We start from the raw sequence: 17708 nt of genomic DNA on the forward strand, positions 1-17708 counted from the left end.
CGCGGGCTGGGCTCAGGGGCGGGCTGGGCTCAGCGCGTCGTCGTCGGGCAGCTCCCGCATGCCGATCAGCGGGCTGCTGACCACCCAGACCGCCGCCAGCGCCTGACCGGCGACCGCGATCCAGAGCGTGGGCACGAGCCCGATCCAGGTGCCCAGCCCGCCGCCGAGCAGGGCCCCGAGCGGCATGGTGCCGTAGACGAGGAACCGCACGGAGGCGTTCATCCGCCCGAGCAGGGCCGGTGGGCAGAGCCGCTGGCGGAAGCTGACCTGCACGACGTTGTAGACGACGACGGCCCAGCTGAAGCCGAAGACCCCGACGACGAGGAGCACCTCGGGTGGGCCTGCGGCCGCCAGCGGCGTGAGCGCGGCGAACGGCGCGAGCAGGAGCGCCGAGAGCGGGATCGCCCGCCCCTCGCCGACGAGGCGGGCGAACGGGGCTGCGGTCACCGCGCCCAGGAGGCCGCCGACGGCTCCGGAGGAGAGGACGAAGCCCAGCGTGCTCTCCGACATCCCGAGGGTCCGCAGCGCGAACAGGACCAGCAGCGTGCCCGAGATCGAGGAGAAGAGGTTCGCCGTGCCCGTGCAGGCGACGATCCGGCGGAGCAGCGGATGCCGCAGCACGAAGCTCAGCCCCTCGGCGATCTCGCTGCGCAGCCGCCGCCTGGCCGACCGGTCCGGCAGCACCTCCACGTGCCGGATCCGGCCGAGAAAGGCGGCGGAGAGGAGGAACGACAGCGCGTCCACCGCGATCAGCAGCGGCGCTCCCAGGAAGCGCAGCAGGATGCCCGCCAGGCCCGGGCCCGCCACCTGGGCGACGGCGCGGCTGGCCTCCAGCTTGCCGTTCCCGTCGACGATCTGGTCGCGGGCGACGAGCGAGGGCAGATAGCTCTGGTAGGCGACGTCGAAGAAGACCGTCGCCGTGCCCGTGACGGCCGCGACGACGAACAGCTGCGGCAGCGCCAGTACGTCGAGGACGTAGGCGACCGGCAACGAGCCCAGCGCGAGAGCCCGAACCAGGTCGCTGACCACCAGGACCCGTTTCCGGCGCCACCGGTCCACCCACGCTCCGGCGGGCAGGCCGATCACCAGGAAGGCGGCGGTCTCCAGCGCGGTGAGGACGCCCATCTCCAGCGCAGTGGCGTCCAGCACCGCCACCGCGAGCACCGGGAGCGCCAGCAGGGTGATCTGGGTGCCCACCTGGCTGACCGTCTCGGCCGCCCAGAGCTGCCGGAAGTCGTGGGAGCGCCAGAGGCCCGGCGGAGCCGCGGTGGTCACCCCGGCAGCGTCGGCCGAGCCCCCTCGGGGTGTCAATTCCCGATCCGGTGGCGGCCCGACGGGATCGCCCCGCCAGGTCGGGATGCACCCGGAGGGCTGATGCGTTGTACCCGGCGATGACAACTCAGGTGCTTCGCACGCAGGACCGTGCCACGCTGGACACGATGACGACCGCCCCGCAGCCCCCCGCCGAGGAGCCGATCGAGTCCTCGGCCACGGCCTCGACCCGCCCCGTGCCCGCCGATCGCTGGGACGAGCCCGACGACACCACCGGCTCCTACGCGCTCGAGGCGCGTGGCGCGCTGCGCCGGGTGGCCGGCCTCTCCACCGAGCTCGCCGACGTCACCGAGGTCGAGTACCGGCAGCTGCGCCTGGAGCGCGTCGTGCTCGTCGGCGTTTGGACCGAGGGCACCCAGGTCGACGCCGACCGCTCCCTGGCCGAACTCGCCGCGCTGGCGGAGACCGCCGGTTCCGAGGTGCTCGAGGCCGTCAGCCAGCGCCGCGACAAGCCCGACGCCGCTACCTACGTCGGCTCCGGCAAGGCGAACGAGATCCGCGACATCGTCGCCGCCACCGGCGCGGACACCGTGGTCTGCGACGGCGAGCTCACCCCCGGCCAGCTCAACCAGCTGGAGAAGGTGCTCAAGGTGAAGGTCGTCGACCGGACCGCGCTGATCCTCGACATCTTCGCCCAGCACGCCACCAGCCGGGAGGGCAAGGCGCAGGTCGAGCTCGCCCAGATGCAGTACATGCTGCCGCGCCTGCGTGGTTGGGGTGAGTCCATGTCCCGGCAGGCCGGTGGCCGGGTCGCCGGTGGTGGCGGTATCGGTACCCGTGGTCCCGGTGAGACGAAGATCGAGACCGACCGTCGGCGCATCCGGTCGCGGGTGAGCAAGCTGCGGCGCGAGATCGCCGGCATGGCGACCGCGCGCGCCACGCAGCGCTCGAGCCGGGACCGCAACGCCACGCCCAGCGTGGCGATCGCCGGCTACACCAACGCCGGCAAGTCCAGCCTGCTCAACCAGCTGACCGGTGCCGGCGTGCTGGTCGAGAACGCGCTGTTCGCCACCCTGGACCCGACCGTGCGGCGCGCGCAGGGCCCCGACGGTCGGGAGTACACGCTCACCGACACCGTCGGCTTCGTGCGGCACCTGCCGCACCAGTTGGTCGACGCCTTCCGCTCCACGCTGGAGGAGGTCGCCGCGGCGGATCTGCTGCTGCACGTGGTCGACGGCTCCGACCCCGACCCGCTCGGGCAGATCAACGCGGTGCACATCGTGCTCCAGGAGATCGACGCCTCGTCGGTGCCCGAGGTCATCGTGGTCAACAAGGTCGACGCGATGGACGAGGAGGACATCCTCACGCTCCGCCAGGCACTCCCCGGCGCCGTCTGGGTCTCCGCCCGCACCGGCCTGGGCATGGACGAGCTCCGGGCCCTGATCGCGGATCGTCTCCCGCACCCGGACGTCGACGTCGAGGTGCTGGTGCCCTACGAGCGGGGCGACCTCGTCTCGCGCGTGCACCGGGACGGCGAGGTGCTCAGCGAGCAGCACGAGGGAGGTGGCACCCGGCTCAGCGCGCGCGTCGACGGCAGCCTCGCCGCGGCGCTCGAAGAGTTCGCGGTACCGGTCGCCTGACCGGGGGAGTGCCGGTCGACCGGATCACGGTGCGGTCACGGGCCGGTACGGTGACGACGTGACCAAAGGCGCGGTTCGGGACGCCGGTGTCACCGGTTCCCCGGCCGTGGTCTCGATCGGCCGGCCGCCCTGGTGGCTGGCGGTCCTCTCGCTGCTGGTCGCCGGGCTGATCACCGCCGACCTGCTCGCCGACGGGCGCATGCTCCGGCTGGACCTGCGGGTGTCGGAGATCGTGAGCGACTGGGGTCTCCGTGATTCGGCGGCCTATCCGCTGGTCTGGGTCGTGACCCAGCTGGGCGGACGGGTGACGATCCTGGTCGTCCTCGCCGGTCTCGTGGGTTACCTCGCCTGGCGGCGCGGAGTCTGGCTGCCGCTGCTCCGGCTGGTGCTCGCGGTCGGGGTGCTCACCGCCGGCGTCTACGCGATGAAGCACGGCACCGGGCGGACCGCGCCGGCCTTCCCCGGCTCCTACTTCTTCCACGACGACGGCGCCTCGTTCCCCTCCGGGCACGTCGCCAACGCGGTGGTCATGTGGGGCGTGGCCCGCTGGCAGGCGGTGCGCTACGGGCTGCCGGCCACCGTGCAGCGCACCTTCTGGTGGCTGAGCATCGTCGGACCGGTCGCCACGGGCGTCTCCATGGTCTCGCTGGACTACCACTGGGTGACCGATGCCGTCGTGGGCGCGGCCGTCGGCATCGTGCTGTTGGGCGTGGTTCACGCACTGGATGCATTCGTCCTGTCACGCTGGGTGCGTGAACCTGCCCGCCGATCGGCTGCGTAGCCGCGCCTGGGGGCGACGGTTCCTCCTCGCGACCGTGCTGGCCGGCGGGTTCACGGTGGTTCCTGTGGCGGCGGCCGAGGAGCCCGCAGCGGTCGCGCCGACGGTCCGCTGCACGATCACCGACGAGCGGCTCGCCGAACTGTCCGGCCTGGTCGTCGTGGGCGACCAGATGCTGGCCCTCAACGACGGGGGAGACCAGGTCGCCGTGTACGGCCTGGACGGCGCGTGCCAGGTGATCGACGTGCAGACGGCACCGGTGGACCCGTTCGATCCCGAGGACCTCGGGATCGGGCCCGGGGGCGAGGTCTGGGTCGCCGACATCGGCGACAACAACTCCGAGCGCGCGACAGTCGCCCTGCACGTGCTGCGGCCCGGCGGCGCCTCCCTCTACCGGCTGACCTATCCCGACGGCGCCCACGATGCCGAGGCGCTGCTCATGGCGCCGGACGGCACGCCCTACCTGGTGACCAAGGAGGTGCTCGGCTCCAGCGGGGTCTACCGGCCGGCGGCGCCGCTCGCGGACGGGGCGACAGTTCCGCTGGAGCGGGTCGCCACGGTGAACGTCACCCTCACCGGGACGCCGGGAGGCCCGGTCGGGCGCGCCGGTCAGCTCATGATCACCGGCGGCGCGGTGGCGAGCGACGGCAGTGCGCTCGCGCTGCGCACCTACACCGATGCCTACGTGTGGCCGCTGAGCGGCTCGGATGTGGTGGGCGCGCTCGCCGGCAGCCCCGTCCGGGTGGCGCTGCCGGAGTCGCCGCAGGGTGAGGCGATCAGCTTCGCCGCCGGTGCGAGGAGTCTCGTCGTCGCCAGCGAGCGGCTGCCCAGCCCGGTGACCGAGGTCGCTGTGCCGGAGGTGGCCGCTCCCACTCCGTCGGCGGCAGCGGAATCAGCGGTGCCGAGCTTCGACGATCTCGCGGGCGACGGATCCCCGCTGCCGGCAGCCCTGCTGGCGGCTCTCGGCGCGACGATCGTCGTGTGGCTCGGTAGCCGGCTGCTCCGGCGTTCCTGACCCTCCGGCGCTGCGACCCCGAGTTCAGACCCGGCGGAGGACCGAGACGACCCGGCCGAGGATGGTCGCGTCGTCGCCGGGGATCGGCTCGTAAGCCGGGTTGTGGGGCATGAGCCACACGTGCCCGTCGCGGCGCTTGTAGGTCTTCACCGTCGCCTCGCCGTCGATCATCGCCGCGACGATCTCGCCGTTCTCGGCCGTCGGCTGCTGGCGCACGACCACCCAGTCGCCATCGCAGATCGCCGCCTCCACCATGGAGTCACCGGTGACCTTGAGCATGAAGACGGTGCCCTCGCCGACCAGCTCGCGGGGGAGCGGGAACACGTCCTCGACCGCCTGCTCGGCGAGCACGGGCCCACCGGCGGCGATGCGGCCGACCAGCGGCACGTAGGTCGGCGCCGATGCCCGCTCGCCGTCACCGATGAGCGGCGGCTCGGTGCTCGCCGCGGCGCTTCGGCCGGCCTCTCCGGGCAGGCGCACGTCCAGGGCGCGGGGACGGTTGGGGTCGCGACGCAGCCACCCCTTCTTCTGCAGCACGGAGAGCTGGTGGGCCACCGACGACGCGGAGGAGAGGCCGACGGCCTCACCGATCTCCCGCACCGAGGGCGGATATCCGCGGCGGTCGATGGAGTCGCGGATGACCTCGAGCACCCGGCGCTGGCGCTGGGTGAGTCCGTCGCCGTCCGCACCGCGGTCGGGGAAGGTCCGCACGGAAGCCGAGGTGGGGTCCGTCTCCTGCGTGCCGCTGGGCGTCCCGCTCGAGTCCGTCACGTGTCCTCCTCGTGGCTGCGGTGCAGCTCATAGGCAGTGGCAGCACATAGGTGTCCGCCCGTCGGAGTCACCGTAGCGCCGAACGCCGTCCAGTTCAAACACCTGTTCGAAAATTGTCCGCGTCCTCTCGCTTCTGTCGGTGGCATCCGGTAGACATCGCTCAGACGATCGATTCGAACAGGTGTTCGGTGCCGGTGGTGAACCGGCAGGTGGAAGGCGAGGCGGCGATGACGAGCAACACGGCTCTGGTGGTGCCCGAGGTGCCGGTCGGCATGGACGCGGCACCCGGCGGCCGCCCGGCGGCTCCGGTGCGGGCCGAGCGGCACCTCCGGGTGCTGCCGCCGCCGGTCTCCTACGTCGTCGCAGCGGGGGCGGCGCCGCGGCAGCCCGCGCCGGACCGGGCCCGACCGGGCGTCCGGCACGTGCCGGCCCCGCGGCTGCGGTTGACCTCGCGCGGCCGTCGCCTCGTGGTGGTGCTGGCGCTGGCTCTCGGGGTGGGCGGGGTCGCCCTCGGCGACGCGCTCATGGGTGGCGATGGGAAGGGGCTGGAGCTCATGGGGTCCAGCAGCGTGGTCGTCGAGCGCGGCGACACGCTGTGGGCGATCGCCGGCTCCGTGGCCGGCGACGGGGACGTCCGCGAGGTCGTCGCCGAGATCGTCGAGCTGAATTCCCTGGAGGGCGGGGCGATCGAGCCCGGCCAGGTGCTGCAGCTGCCCTGAGTCGTCTCTCCGCCCGAGCGGGCACGCTCCGATGGGACGCTCCGCCACGGCAAGAGATGCACAACCCGCGGGCAGCGACTTCGTCAACCCTCCGTGCGGGCACGTTCACGGTCCGTGCTGGTCAGCGACATACGGTCGCCTGGTGTCGAGCGTCATGGAGAACCGAGCAGCGGTGTTCACCAACCAGTCCCAGGCCGTCGAGGTGTACCGGTCCGGCCGCTGGTCGGCCGGGGAGATCCTCGGCTGGCGTCACGACGAGAGCGGCGCCTGCCAGGTGTGGGTCCGCGTCGTCGAGGGGGGTGTCGAGGAGACGGGGTGGACCGATCTGACGGCCCTCCGACTGCCCGAGGCTCCGGCCGTCGAGGCCCGGCCCGTCGTCGCCGACGCGGAGACCACCGCGAGCCTTCCGCTGGCGCGGGACCACATCGCCGCGGCGGCTCCCGCCCGCGCCGGTGGGCGTCGTCGCGCGCCGGAGGGGGTCGACGTCGCAGCCGCCCGCCCGGCTGGTCGCCGCCGGGCCCCCGAGGACGCCGCCGTGCGCCGCGCTCCCGCGTCGTCGGTTCCTGTCCCCGTGCCGGGTCGCCACCGCGCGCCGTCCGGGGATCCGGATGCCGGTCGGCACCGCGATGCCGACACCGAGCTCTTCGCGGCGATCGTCGACGAGCCGGCGCCGTCGTCCCGCCAGCGCCGCGACGACCTCCTCGCCACCGCGACCTGGTCCATGCCTGCCGCCCGCCCGGTGCCGGCCGCGGAGAAGATCGCCGACCGGCCCGCGCGGCCGACCGCGGCCGACGAGCTGCTGACGCGTCCGATGCGGCTGAGCGACCAGGTTCCCCAGTCGCGCCGCTCGCGCTCGATGGCTCACTGAGCGGCACGCGCCCACCCGCTGCGCCTCCAGGCGGCGCCGGACCCCACACGGGGTCCGGCGCCGTTCTCGTGTCCGACGTCACGGGGCCTCGGAGCGCGTCGTCCCGACCCGGTCGGCGGGTCGTCCCGGCGTGTCGTGTGACTCCTGGGGCCCGGTGTTCCGGCTGCACACGTACGGGTCAGGGCGGAACACGCCGAGGAAACGATCACTTGCACATCTTGTGGAGCCCGGCCTAGGGTTCCCCTACATCTAGTAGTTACAGAGCTGTAAGCCTGTCCACAGGCTGTTCCTCAGGTTCTCCCCGCCGCATCCACCGGATGTCCCCAGGGGCGTCCACAGGACATCGGTGGCGGGTCGCCCGGAACGACTCGGGCGGACGACCGGGAAGGAGGTGAACCACCATGCGCTGCCCGTTCTGCCACAACCCCGACAGTCGGGTCATCGACTCCCGCGAGGCCGACGAGGGCGCCACCACCCGGCGTCGCCGGAACTGCCCGAAGTGCGGACGGCGGTTCACCACCGTCGAGGAGGCGGTGCTCGCCGTCGTCAAGCGCAACGGCGTCAGCGAGCCCTTCAACCGCAGCAAGGTGGTCGCCGGCGTCCGGCGGGCCTGTCAGGGCCGTCCGGTCGACGAGGACCAGCTCAAGCTGCTCGCCCAGCAGGTGGAGGACGCCATCCGCGCCACCGGAGCGGCGGAGGTCCCGAGCAACGAGGTGGGCCTGGCCATCCTGGGCCCGCTCCGCGAGCTCGACGAGGTGGCCTACCTCCGCTTCGCCAGCGTCTACCGCTCCTTCACCTCGGTGGCGGACTTCGAGCGGGAGATCGCCGAGCTCAAGGCCCGGGAGGCCGCTCCACCAGCGGCCGGGCCGCCGCCCCGGGACCCCGTCCCGTCCGGCGGCTGAGAACTGTCAGTGCCGACCGATAGACAGCAGTTCGAGCAGTTACCGATCGCGGCTCTTCCCCAGCCCCGGATCCAGCACCGCGCAGCCCGGCTGCGCAGCCCCGCGAAGCACCACGCGACACACGACCAGGGAGAGCTCCACACCATGACCGAGACCGACGACCGCTTGGCCGGCACCCGCGCACGGCGTTCCAGCAAGGCGCCCAGCCGCAAGGGCCTGAAGATCAAGCGCGTCTTCACCACCGCCGGTGTGCACCCGTACGACGAGGTGACCTGGGAGCGCCGCGACGTCGTCATGACCAACTGGCGTGACGGCTCGATCAACTTCGAGCAGCGCGGCGTCGAGTTCCCCTCCGAGTGGAGCATCAACGCCACCAACATCGTCACCACGAAGTACTTCCGTGGCGCGGTGGGCCAGCCGCAGCGCGAGACGAGCCTGCGTCAGCTCATCGACCGCGTGGTGCTCACCTACACGGAGGCCGGCCGCGAGCACGGCTACTTCGCCACCGAGGGCGACGCCGAGATCTTCGAGCACGAGCTGACCTGGATGCTGCTGCACCAGTACTTCAGCTTCAACAGCCCCGTGTGGTTCAACGTCGGCACGAGCGCCCCGCAGCAGGTCAGCGCCTGCTTCATCCTCGCCGTCGACGACGAGATGGACTCGATCCTCAACTGGTACCGCGAGGAGGGCCTGATCTTCAAGGGCGGCTCCGGTGCCGGCCTGAACCTCTCCCGCATTCGCTCCTCCAAGGAGCTGCTCTCCTCCGGTGGCACCGCCTCCGGCCCGGTCTCCTTCATGCGCGGTGCCGACGCCTCCGCCGGGACCATCAAGTCCGGTGGCGCCACCCGCCGCGCGGCGAAGATGGTCGTCCTCGACATCGACCACCCGGACATCGAGGAGTTCATCGAGACCAAGGCGCGCGAGGAGAACAAGATCCGCGCGCTGCGCGACGCCGGCTACGACATGGACCTCGGTGGCAAGGACATCACCAGCGTCCAGTACCAGAACGCCAACAACTCCGTCCGCGTCTCCGACGAGTTCATGCGCGCCGTCGAGGAGGGCACCGACTTCGGTCTGCGCGCCCGCATGGACGGTTCGGTGCTCGAGACCGTCGACGCCAAGGGCCTGTTCCGCAAGGTGACCCAGGCGGCGTGGGAGTGCGCCGACCCGGGTATCCAGTACGACGACACGATCAACGACTGGCACACCAACCCCGAGACCGGCCGCATCAACGCGTCCAACCCGTGCTCGGAGTACATGAGCCTGGACAACAGCTCGTGCAACCTGGCGTCCCTGAACCTCATGAAGTTCCTCAAGGCCGACGGCACGTTCGACTCGAAGAACTTCGTCAAGGCCGTCGAGCTGGTCATCACCGCGATGGACATCTCGATCTGCTTCGCCGACTTCCCGACCGCCCCCATTGGTGAGACCACCCGCGCCTACCGCCAGCTGGGCATCGGCTACGCCAACCTCGGCGCGCTGCTCATGGCGACCGGCCACGCCTACGACTCGCGTGGTGGCCAGACCCTGGCCGCGGCCATCACCTCCCTGATGACCGGCACCGCCTACCGCCGCTCGGCCGAGCTCGCCGGCATCGTGGGCGCCTACGAGGGCTTCGCCCGCAACGCCGACGCCCACGCCCGGGTCATGCGCAAGCACGCCGCCGCGAACGACGCCATCCGCCCGGTCGGCGCGGACGACGCCGACGTGCTCAAGGCCGCCACCCAGCAGTGGCAGGAGTGCCTGGAGATCGGCGCCGACAACGGCTGGCGCAACGCGCAGGCCTCGGTGCTGGCCCCCACCGGCACCATCGGCTTCATGATGGACTGCGACACGACCGGCATCGAGCCGGACTTCTCGTTGGTCAAGTTCAAGAAGCTGGTCGGCGGCGGCTCCATGCAGATCGTCAACCAGACGGTGCCCCGCGCGCTCCGCAGCCTGGGCTACCAGGAGGAGCAGATCGAGGCGATCGTCGAGTACATCGCCGAGCACGGCCACGTCGTGGACGCCCCGACCCTGCGTCCCGAGCACTACGAGGTCTTCGACTGCGCGATGGGCGAGCGGGCCATCTCCCCGATGGGCCACGTCCGCATGATGGCCGCGGTCCAGCCCTTCATCTCCGGCGCGATCAGCAAGACGGTCAACATGCCGGAGACGGCGACCGTCGAGGACGTCGAGACCATCTACTTCCAGGGCTGGAAGATGGGCCTCAAGGCGCTGGCCATCTACCGCGACAACTGCAAGGTGGGCCAGCCGCTGTCCGGCGGCAAGGGCAAGAACGACGGCACCACCGCCGAGGTCAAGATGGAGGCCCCCGCCTCCAACGAGCTCTCCCACCCGGTGCGCAAGCGGCTGCCGAAGAAGCGGACGAGCGTCACCACCTCGTTCAGCGTCGCCGGTGCCGAGGGCTACATGACCGCCGGTATGTACGAGGACGGCAGCCTCGGTGAGGTCTTCCTGAAGCTCGGCAAGCAGGGCTCGACCCTGGCCGGTGTCATGGACGCCTTCTCGATCGGCATCTCGCTGGCGCTGCAGCACGGTGTGCCGCTGGAGACCTACATCTCCAAGTTCACCAACATGCGCTTCGAGCCGGCCGGCATGACCGACGACCCGGACATCCGGATCGCCCAGTCGGTGATGGACTACATCTTCCGTCGCCTGGCGCTGGACCACCTGCCCGTCGACAAGCGGGCCGGCCTCGGCATCTTCACCGCCGAGGAGCGCGCCGCGCAGGTCGCGGGCAGCTACGGCTCGTCGGCCTCGACCGCCACCGTGCAGGAGGAGGAGGTCGACCTGGAGCAGCTGCGTGGCTCCGCGCCGATCGAGACCGCCAAGGTGGAGGAGAAGGTCACCCCCGCGGGCCCGAAGTCGGTCAAGGAGGCCCACTCCTCGGCCGAGCTGCTCGAGCTGGTCACCGGGACCGCCACCGACGCGCCGCTGTGCATGACCTGCGGCACGAAGATGCGCCCGGCCGGCAGCTGCTACGTCTGCGAGGGCTGCGGCTCCACCAGCGGCTGCAGCTGATGACCGCAGTCACGAATAGTGCACAGCGTTGTCGCGAATAGTGCACACATTGTCAGTGATAGTGCACTCCGCTGTCAGGAGTAGTGCACGGCAATCGCTGGCAGCGTGACAAGGCTGAGGGGCGAGGTCCGCACAGGATCTCGCCCCTCAGTCCATTCAGAGGGATGCGCGGTTGGCGTGTAGGGCGACCTGGCCCCATGCGGTCGCCGTGGACGACGTCAGCAGGGAAGGACTCGGAGACGGGACCGCAGAGACGGTGTTTGAGGATTCGCACGCGAGCATGGGTACGGAAGACCTACTGCGCGGTTTGGCCTTCGCCTTGCAGGAGTGCGCGGAAGGGGCACCCGCGGCACTACCTCTCGCGCCTCTCGTCGGGGAGGTCGAGGTTTGGCTCACGTCGGCCCGGGACGAATCCTGGCGCAGAAGCGATAACCGTGAATCTCTGAAGCAGGAGGTTCTTGCTAGCCAGAAATCCGTGGCACCGGCGCTTGGTGCGCATCTTGGGGCGGACCTGACCACCTACGTTGCCGACATCCTGGCAGCGCTCGCTCGCACGGATCGAGCCGTCGCCGAGAAGGCGAGGCTCGTGACTGCCACGAACACGTTGAGGACTCGGCTGGCTCAGCCCGCTGCACTCGCGGCCTCGTGGGTGGACCTGGGATCCGCGGTCAAGGCTCTCGACTTCTTCGCTGCTGCCGCCACGGTGATGCAACTGGAGGCGCAACTGAACTTGACCCACCGCGACGGCAAGCACGTGCTGGACGAGGTGCGGAACATCCTCCGGCGAGACTCTTGGACCGTCGAGTTCGCTAGACAGCGACTCGGCGATGTGCCGCAACGACCGCCCATCGAGTTCGACAAGGACGAGCCGCTGGACATTGCTCCGGCCGAGGTCCTGGACCTGGCCTCCCGTTCTCTTGTGGAACCGGGCAAGGACGGTCACGCAGTGGTCTGGGGCATGTATGACAGGGCAGCAGTAGAGGGCACGGCCGAAGTTGGCCCCATCACGGCGTACTTCGCCCCATGGGTGATCGCCCGAGCCTTCGACACAGAGGAGCAGTCACCACTCCTCGCCGAAGTGCGCAACCTCTGGCACGCCAGGCGCGACCACGAGTCCAATGAGGACCTCCGTGGACATGTGCTTGTTCGAGTCGACCTAGGAGTTCGGACTCCCGTGGGAGCACTCGACGACGGAATCGACCTCGTAGAAGCCTTGATGGACGCCGTCCTGAGCCTTGGCTCGAACAACCGATGGGGCAAACCGAAGTGGTGGACGCTTCTCGTGGACGGGGAGGAGATGCGGAGCATCCTCAGCCGTGGGAGCAAGCGGCCGGAGTTTGAGGACTCCCTAGGCATGGAGAACGCAGCGCGCGTACTGGCGCGCGAATCGCAGACGCTTGGCCGGGCCTTTCTACACCCGCTGCCTTGGCATCTCCGGGAGGCCCTCCGGAGTTGTGCCGAGGCATCGCACGCGGAGTCGCGAGCGGTCTCCTTGTATCGAGAGTGGCACAACGATGAGCGCACGGTGCTACTACTACTCGACGCGGCGCTCGAACACATGGCCGCGCTGGGCGACACAAGTGCCAATCAACTTGTCGAGAGGATCGCAGAACTGTGGCCAAGTTCCGGCCGCACCCGTCTGATCCTCTGGGCGATCGACCTTTGCCTCCACCGAAGGGACGGCCTGTCGCGGCCCTCCGATGCGGCGAAGGACCTCAAACGACGGATCGTGGCCAATCGGGACGGCCTAACGGAGACGTCGCTCCTCCGGGCGTACTACCTCCTCAATGACCTGATAGGGGTCTGCTCCTCGCCGCTGCAAGCGGCGGTCGTCCGACGGCTGATTGGCCAACTCGGTGACCTGACGGTCTACGAGCACGAGGAGTCAAGGCTCCAGGATGAGGCTCGACTCACCCGTACGAGGCAACGGCGAGTCCGGAATGCACTTACGCATGGGAACCCCGTCACGCGACCCGTCCTTGTGTCTGTGCTCCCGTTCACCAGGTTCCGCACGGTCATGGCGATCCGCGCCGGACTCGACTCAATCAACGAGGGGGTCACCTTCTTGGACTACCTGGACGCCAAGGCAGCAGAGCGCATGGAAGACGCGAGCCTCAAGGCGCAAGGTCAGTCGCTCATCTCGATCTGGGAGTCGCGGGAGCCCTAAGTTCCCCTAGGGCTTCCGGGTCAGCGACCGAAGATCGGCGTTGCCGCCGCGGGCGCTTGACATGCGCCCGTAGGGGAGGCGCTGAGGCTGCCGTGCCTCCGTCCGGACGTCTTCCAACGTCTATGTCGAGCGCTAGATGTCGAAGGCGTAAGCGGCGTCGTCCGTGAGTCGGACCCGTTCGCCGACGCCGCTGCCGACAGTGATGGCGCCGCGGTTGGAGAGGGCGCCGAGTCGGGACATGTGGCCCTTTGGGAGGTCAGTGCTGGACAGGGTGCCCCGGTAGGTGGCGTAGAGGATCCGGGCTGTGGCGTGGTCTATGCCGTCGTCGGCTTCCTTGTAGGTCGTGAGCCGGTCGAGTGCGAGTGCGGCGCGTTGGTCGGCGGGTCGGATGGTCACGCCCATGGCGTTGCGGTGGATGCCCAGGCCGAGTGGGAGCAGGTGCGCGTCCAGTGCGGTGATGGCGTCACGGAGCCGGTCAAGATCCCAGCCGAGCGCCAGCGCGAGGCGGTCCTCAGGATGCATCTGCTTCTGGGCCTGGAGGACCTGTGCGAGGACAGTGACGTCGTCCGCGGGGGTGTCATCGGGCTCGTCGAGAAGTTGAGGATCGAAGAGCGCGCCCATGGTCATGCCCGCTTCGAGGGCGGCGCGGCGCAGGTCGGCGATGCTCACGCTGCCGTTGATCTCGTTCCTCAGGAGCATGCCCCGGACCGCGGCGTCGCCGAGCCCGGACCTGTCGGCGTAGGCCCGGTCGCTCAGCCTTGAGGAAAGAAGCCGCTCGCGAAGGGCGGCGCCGTTGACGGGGACGGTGGCGGTCATGCGGCAACCTCCGGGGTCTGCTGGTCCGGCTCGCTGGTTGGGAGGGCGCTGCCAACCAGGGGAAGGAGTGCCACGCCGAGCCTGTTTTGCCAACGGTCGGCCTTCTTTGCTTCGGCCGGAACGTGATTGGTAGGGGCGGGCAGGTTCAGTTCAGCGCCAATCCGACGCAAGGCGTAGGTCACGTGGGCTCGGGACTCGGCGATCAGTGGGTCGGCAGGGTCGGAGCCCGTGTGGAGCCGGTAGGCCCGCTGTGCGTTGAGGTAGAGGAGCGCGTCGGGGAGCATCGGGGAATGCGGCACGGTAGGGGTGCCGTCGTCGCTGATCTGGTCGATTCGGAGGGCGTGAAGGTCCTCCTTGCTGAGGTTGGCGTCGTAGAGGACTGCGGCGGCTGATCGCCAGCATGTGCGGTAGGCGCGTAGTGACCGAACCTCGGCGGGAGTCATGCGGCGGTGTTCGGCGGCGGCCACGCCGTGCAAGAGCGTGTCGACGTTGACCTTGAGAAGCATGCCCCGCGTGAAGAGGGCGGCTTGTGCTGCCCGGGCGATGGTGAGGGCTTCGCCGGGGGTGCGGTGTTGCGCGATGAGCGTCGTGAGTGCGGTTGCTGCCTGTTCCTCTGACTCCGGTGGATCGTCGGCGATGGCCGTGAAGGTGTTGCGGTAGAGGCGGTCGACGAGGGTGAACTGCTCGGGCCGGAGGACGTCGCGGACACGGGAGCGGAACGCGTAAAACTCGACCCGAGGTAGGTACCGCGGATAGTCGGGCGCGGCGTCCGACGGCATGGCCGGAAGCGAGCGGGCCGCTTCGGCGATCAGTGTCTTCAGCGCTGCGTGCTCGCTGATGGTGCCGTCGCGGGCGGTAACCCAGTCAGCGAGGTGCTCGCCGCCGGTGTCGTCACAGGTGAGGACGAGTCCGGCACCGACGCTCGCGCAGAGGTGGCTGAGGTCGTCGAGGATGTCAGGGCTCGTGATGGTGTCGGCGTGGCGGATAACGAGGAGGCGGGTCTCGTAGGCGGTCAGCCAGGCACGGGCGTATTCGAGGTCTTCGCCGTGGCGGCGGCCGGATCCATTGAGGTCGTGGTCGATGCCGAGCGCGGCGAGCAAGTCCTGGCCGATCGCCCACGCGTGGCGGGTCGGCCGGGCGGTGAAGGTGACGATCCCGCTGGCGGGGTCGGTCGGCGGCAGTAGCGTGCGGCTGGGCTGTCCGGCAGGAAGTGGGACTAGAACGGGCATTGCGAAACGGTCCTTTCGCGGCGATGTGCCGGTCGGTTAGCGCGGCATCGTGCGGCGGATCTGAGCAAGGTCATCCGATGTGACCGCGCTGGTGATCTCGAAGCGGTTCAACCAGCGGACGGTCTGAACCCAGCGGCGCAGGAGCCCGGCGCAGGCGGCTTCGTTGTGCTGAGCGAGCACCCGCTTCGGCGTAGCGGCGAACCGGTCATCGAGGTGCTGGACGGCGGTGATGAGTTCTTCGCCGTGCAGGGGCGCGAAGGTGACCGCGCCCATGATCCGGCTGTGCAACTGGGGGCGCTTCTTGGCGGCGTCCAGGACGCCCGTGCCGACGACTGCGAGGCCGAATGCGTGGTCGGTCTCTTCGTAGAGCCAGACGAGTTCCTGGAGGGCGTTCTCCTGGGTGTTCTGCAACTCGTCGATGATCAGGACGCCACCCCAGGTGGAGAAGAGCGCACTTGTGGACGAAAAAGCGTCGGCAGCCATGGTGGGGGATTACCACTTTCAAGCGGCTGACGAGCACGGAACTTTCGCCAACCTTGTCTCGGTGTCCTTTAGTGCCTTCGATGATGCGGAACCCCTGCCCGCCTCTCGCAGCAGGATGAAGTCCGGCGTCCGCTACACCTACGTCGGCTTGAAGGTGCAGCGGCACCCGGATGACGACCGACGTACGACCACCACGAAGCCGCCGTCGACCCTTTCGCGAGAGTTCGGCGAAAGTGTCGACGAGTGCACCACCGGCGTCCGGCTCCGGCGATGGCAGCAGGCCCTTCGCGCCCTCGAAGGCGACCCGATCTTCGCCGAGGCCAACGTCTCGCGCCTCGCCGAACGCCGAGGCGATGACATCCGGAAGGACGCGCAGCGGCTGTTCAACAACCTCAGTTCCGGTCACAAGATCGTTCTTCTGAGCATCACTCGTCTCGTCGAGAGCGTGGAAGAGCGCACCTTGGTCCTGCTCGACGAGCCCGAAGCCCACCTTCACCCCCCGCTGCTCTCGGCGTTCATCAGGGCGCTCTCCGACCTGCTCATCGATCGGAACGGAGTGGCCCTGATCGCCACTCACTCTCCTGTGGTTCTCCAGGAAGTGCCGCGAAGTGCAGTCTGGAAGTTGAGGCGCGCGGGACGCATCGTGAACGCCGAGCGGCCGGAGATCGAGACCTTCGGCGAGAACGTCGGCATCCTCACCAGAGAAGTTTTTGGCCTGGAAGTTTCACAGTCCGGCTTCCATCGAATGCTCCAGGATGCAGCCGAAGAGGGATTGTCGTACGACGAGATCGTCGACCGCTTCGGCGGAGCCCTTGGAGGCGAAGCCCGATCGCTGGCTCAGGCGTTGGTAGCGGTTCGTGACGCAAGGGCCGCTCGCTAGGTGTGGAGCGTCCAGAGGCCCGCAATCAGTACGAGCGACGCCTACCTGACCGTTGCTAGGGCGACGAAGAAGGTTGAACTTCGAGGTCGTTACGTCGCGGCCGAGCCAGCGGTGGTGTCTGCCGCCACTGTCTTCGAGGCGGCGGTAGCCAGCGGCGCGACGCACGGCCTGGATCCCGCTGACTTCAAGGTTCCTCGGGTCACTGACGGCGAGATGGTCGACCTCTACGACCTGCGCCTAGTGGACACCGAGCGCGGCCGCGCCATTTACGAGGCGATCAAGGCCGCCCCGGAGTACGGCCGGTGTCCCCTCTGCGGTCAGCAGCCTGTCACCACGCTGGACCACCACTTGCCGAAGGCCGTCTTTGCCGCGCTGACCGTGGTGCCGACGAATCTCGTTCCTGCCTGCAAGGACTGCAACCATGCCAAGGGTCACGCAGTCGGCGGTTCCCCGGCTGACGAGCCCATCCACCCATACTTCGACATCCCCGACGACGACCCCTGGCTCACAGCGGTAGTGCTTGAGCGGACCCCACCTGCACTTCTCTTCAGCGTCACGCCGCCGTCTGAATGGCCAAGCAGTCTGGTCAGCCGAGTGGAGAAGCACTTCGAGCGGTTCGGGCTGGACGCGATGTACGGCGCTCTCGCTGCCACAGAGTTGTCCAACATCAAGGGCGACCTCCGCCGTGTCCTTCAGTCCGGGGGGCCCTCCGAAGGACCGGCGATGGTTCGCCTGCGACTCGAAGAGGCCGCCGAAAGTCGGCGCGAGGCCCGGGTCAACAGTTGGCAGACGGCCATGTACACGGCGGTGGCCGCCAACCCTTGGTACTACTCGGGCGGCTTCCTCAACTAGCGACCGCGCCGTAGACGGCGGCGTCAGCCCACCGCGATTCCGAGCCTCCTGGCCTGTCGTAGGTACCGGCTAGCCTCCACGGTCACCCCGCTCCGGCCCTGATGACAGCAGGGCTGGAGCGGGGCCTCGACCACGAACAAGGGGAGGCGGTGAAGGCCCCTCCGGGGTGGAATCGCTAGGACCCCGGCGGTTCGTCGAACCACCTATGGGCCTGTCGACGGACGACTCGGTCTACGGCCTGGTCCCTGAGCCTCGCCCGCTCCGAGGCAGCGAGAGCCGCCCGCTCCTCCGG

General features: G+C 69.5%; 15 protein-coding genes. 10 read left to right on the forward strand and 5 right to left on the reverse strand.

What is annotated here, in order from left to right; genetic code table 11:
* Positions 1–12 precede the first annotated feature (12 nt).
* A complete protein-coding gene (locus tag LBW97_RS17055; protein ID WP_224500553.1) occupies positions 13–1275 on the reverse strand; it encodes an MFS transporter in 1263 nt (420 codons plus the stop codon).
* A 164-nt stretch (positions 1276–1439) separates the two neighbouring features.
* Between LBW97_RS17055 and hflX the strand changes: the two genes are divergently transcribed.
* From hflX to LBW97_RS17070, 3 genes are read left to right on the forward strand one after another with little or no spacing between them, the layout of a single operon-like run.
* Entirely contained in the window at positions 1440–2912 is a 1473-nt protein-coding gene (gene hflX, locus LBW97_RS17060; RefSeq protein ID WP_304505469.1) for a GTPase HflX, read from the forward strand.
* A gap of 58 nt (positions 2913–2970) precedes the next feature.
* Positions 2971–3693 (forward strand): phosphatase PAP2 family protein, encoded by a 723-nt coding sequence (locus tag LBW97_RS17065; RefSeq protein ID WP_224500554.1) that lies wholly within the window; start codon positions 2971–2973, stop codon positions 3691–3693.
* Positions 3665–4705 (forward strand): hypothetical protein, encoded by a 1041-nt coding sequence (locus LBW97_RS17070; protein ID WP_224500555.1) that lies wholly within the window; start codon positions 3665–3667, stop codon positions 4703–4705. The genes LBW97_RS17065 and LBW97_RS17070 overlap by 29 nt, the downstream gene beginning before the upstream one ends.
* Before the next feature lie 24 nt (positions 4706–4729).
* Here the strand turns inward: LBW97_RS17070 and lexA are convergent, their stop codons facing one another.
* A complete protein-coding gene (gene lexA, locus LBW97_RS17075) occupies positions 4730–5476 on the reverse strand; it encodes a transcriptional repressor LexA (protein WP_224500556.1) in 747 nt (248 codons plus the stop codon).
* Between the two features lie 197 nt (positions 5477–5673).
* Here lexA and LBW97_RS20505 point away from each other — a divergent pair, with 197 nt between their 5' ends.
* The 5 genes from LBW97_RS20505 to LBW97_RS17100 all read left to right on the forward strand — a co-directional run bounded on the left by LBW97_RS20505 (position 5674) and on the right by LBW97_RS17100 (position 13156).
* On the forward strand, positions 5674–6195 hold the full coding sequence (locus tag LBW97_RS20505) for a LysM peptidoglycan-binding domain-containing protein (protein ID WP_224500557.1): 522 nt from the start codon (positions 5674–5676) through the stop codon (positions 6193–6195).
* Positions 6196–6337: 142 nt separating this feature from the next.
* Entirely contained in the window at positions 6338–7063 is a 726-nt protein-coding gene (locus tag LBW97_RS17085) for a hypothetical protein (protein WP_224500558.1), read from the forward strand.
* Between the two features lie 401 nt (positions 7064–7464).
* Positions 7465–7965 carry a transcriptional regulator NrdR gene (gene nrdR / locus LBW97_RS17090; protein ID WP_224500559.1) on the forward strand — a complete coding sequence of 167 codons (501 nt, stop codon included), beginning with the start codon at positions 7465–7467 and terminating at the stop codon, positions 7963–7965.
* Positions 7966–8109: 144 nt separating this feature from the next.
* Positions 8110–10989: a vitamin B12-dependent ribonucleotide reductase gene (locus tag LBW97_RS17095; protein ID WP_224500560.1), complete on the forward strand. Its 2880-nt coding sequence runs from the start codon at positions 8110–8112 to the stop codon at positions 10987–10989.
* 208 nt (positions 10990–11197) lie between these two features.
* Positions 11198–13156 (forward strand): hypothetical protein, encoded by a 1959-nt coding sequence (locus LBW97_RS17100; RefSeq protein ID WP_224500561.1) that lies wholly within the window; start codon positions 11198–11200, stop codon positions 13154–13156.
* Between the two features lie 132 nt (positions 13157–13288).
* On the opposite strand, the gene LBW97_RS17105 is transcribed toward LBW97_RS17100, so the two are convergent.
* Genes LBW97_RS17105 through LBW97_RS17115 form a run of 3 tightly spaced genes read right to left on the reverse strand, consistent with a single transcriptional unit; the run spans position 13289 to position 15684 of the window.
* Complete coding sequence (locus tag LBW97_RS17105) at positions 13289–13972, reverse strand: hypothetical protein (RefSeq protein WP_224500562.1); 684 nt, start codon at positions 13970–13972, stop codon at positions 13289–13291.
* Positions 13969–15201, reverse strand: coding sequence for a hypothetical protein (locus LBW97_RS17110; RefSeq protein WP_224500563.1), 1233 nt, complete (start codon positions 15199–15201; stop codon positions 13969–13971). The genes LBW97_RS17105 and LBW97_RS17110 overlap by 4 nt, the downstream gene beginning before the upstream one ends.
* Positions 15202–15237: 36 nt before the next feature.
* Positions 15238–15684: an ATP-binding protein gene (locus tag LBW97_RS17115; protein WP_224500564.1), complete on the reverse strand. Its 447-nt coding sequence runs from the start codon at positions 15682–15684 to the stop codon at positions 15238–15240.
* On the opposite strand from LBW97_RS17115, the gene LBW97_RS17120 reads away from it, so the two are divergent.
* Together LBW97_RS17120 and LBW97_RS17125 are read left to right on the forward strand one after the other, a co-directional pair.
* On the forward strand, positions 15683–16564 hold the full coding sequence (locus LBW97_RS17120; protein ID WP_224500565.1) for an AAA family ATPase: 882 nt from the start codon (positions 15683–15685) through the stop codon (positions 16562–16564). The two genes, LBW97_RS17115 and LBW97_RS17120, sit on opposite strands and share 2 nt — an antisense overlap.
* Positions 16565–17416, forward strand: a complete 852-nt coding sequence (locus tag LBW97_RS17125; RefSeq protein WP_224500566.1) for an HNH endonuclease — start codon at positions 16565–16567, stop codon at positions 17414–17416. It begins immediately after the preceding gene.
* Positions 17417–17708: the final 292 nt, after the last annotated feature.

This window comes from Blastococcus sp. LR1 (genome assembly GCF_020166105.1).
GTDB lineage: Bacteria > Actinomycetota > Actinomycetes > Mycobacteriales > Geodermatophilaceae > Blastococcus.

Bases quoted from the DNA above. Each gene is read 5' to 3' on its own strand.
- hflX (WP_304505469.1), top strand. From the start codon at position 1,440: ATGACGACCGCCCCGCAGCCCCCCGCCGAGGAGCCGATCGAGTCCTCG.
- nrdR (WP_224500559.1), top strand. From the start codon at position 7,465: ATGCGCTGCCCGTTCTGCCACAACCCCGACAGTCGGGTCATCGACTCC.
- LBW97_RS17095 (WP_224500560.1), top strand. From the start codon at position 8,110: ATGACCGAGACCGACGACCGCTTGGCCGGCACCCGCGCACGGCGTTCC.
- LBW97_RS17105 (WP_224500562.1), bottom strand. From the start codon at position 13,972: ATGACCGCCACCGTCCCCGTCAACGGCGCCGCCCTTCGCGAGCGGCTT.
- LBW97_RS17110 (WP_224500563.1), bottom strand. From the start codon at position 15,201: ATGCCCGTTCTAGTCCCACTTCCTGCCGGACAGCCCAGCCGCACGCTA.
- LBW97_RS17120 (WP_224500565.1), top strand. From the start codon at position 15,683: ATGGTGGGGGATTACCACTTTCAAGCGGCTGACGAGCACGGAACTTTC.
- LBW97_RS17115 (WP_224500564.1), bottom strand. From the start codon at position 15,684: ATGGCTGCCGACGCTTTTTCGTCCACAAGTGCGCTCTTCTCCACCTGG.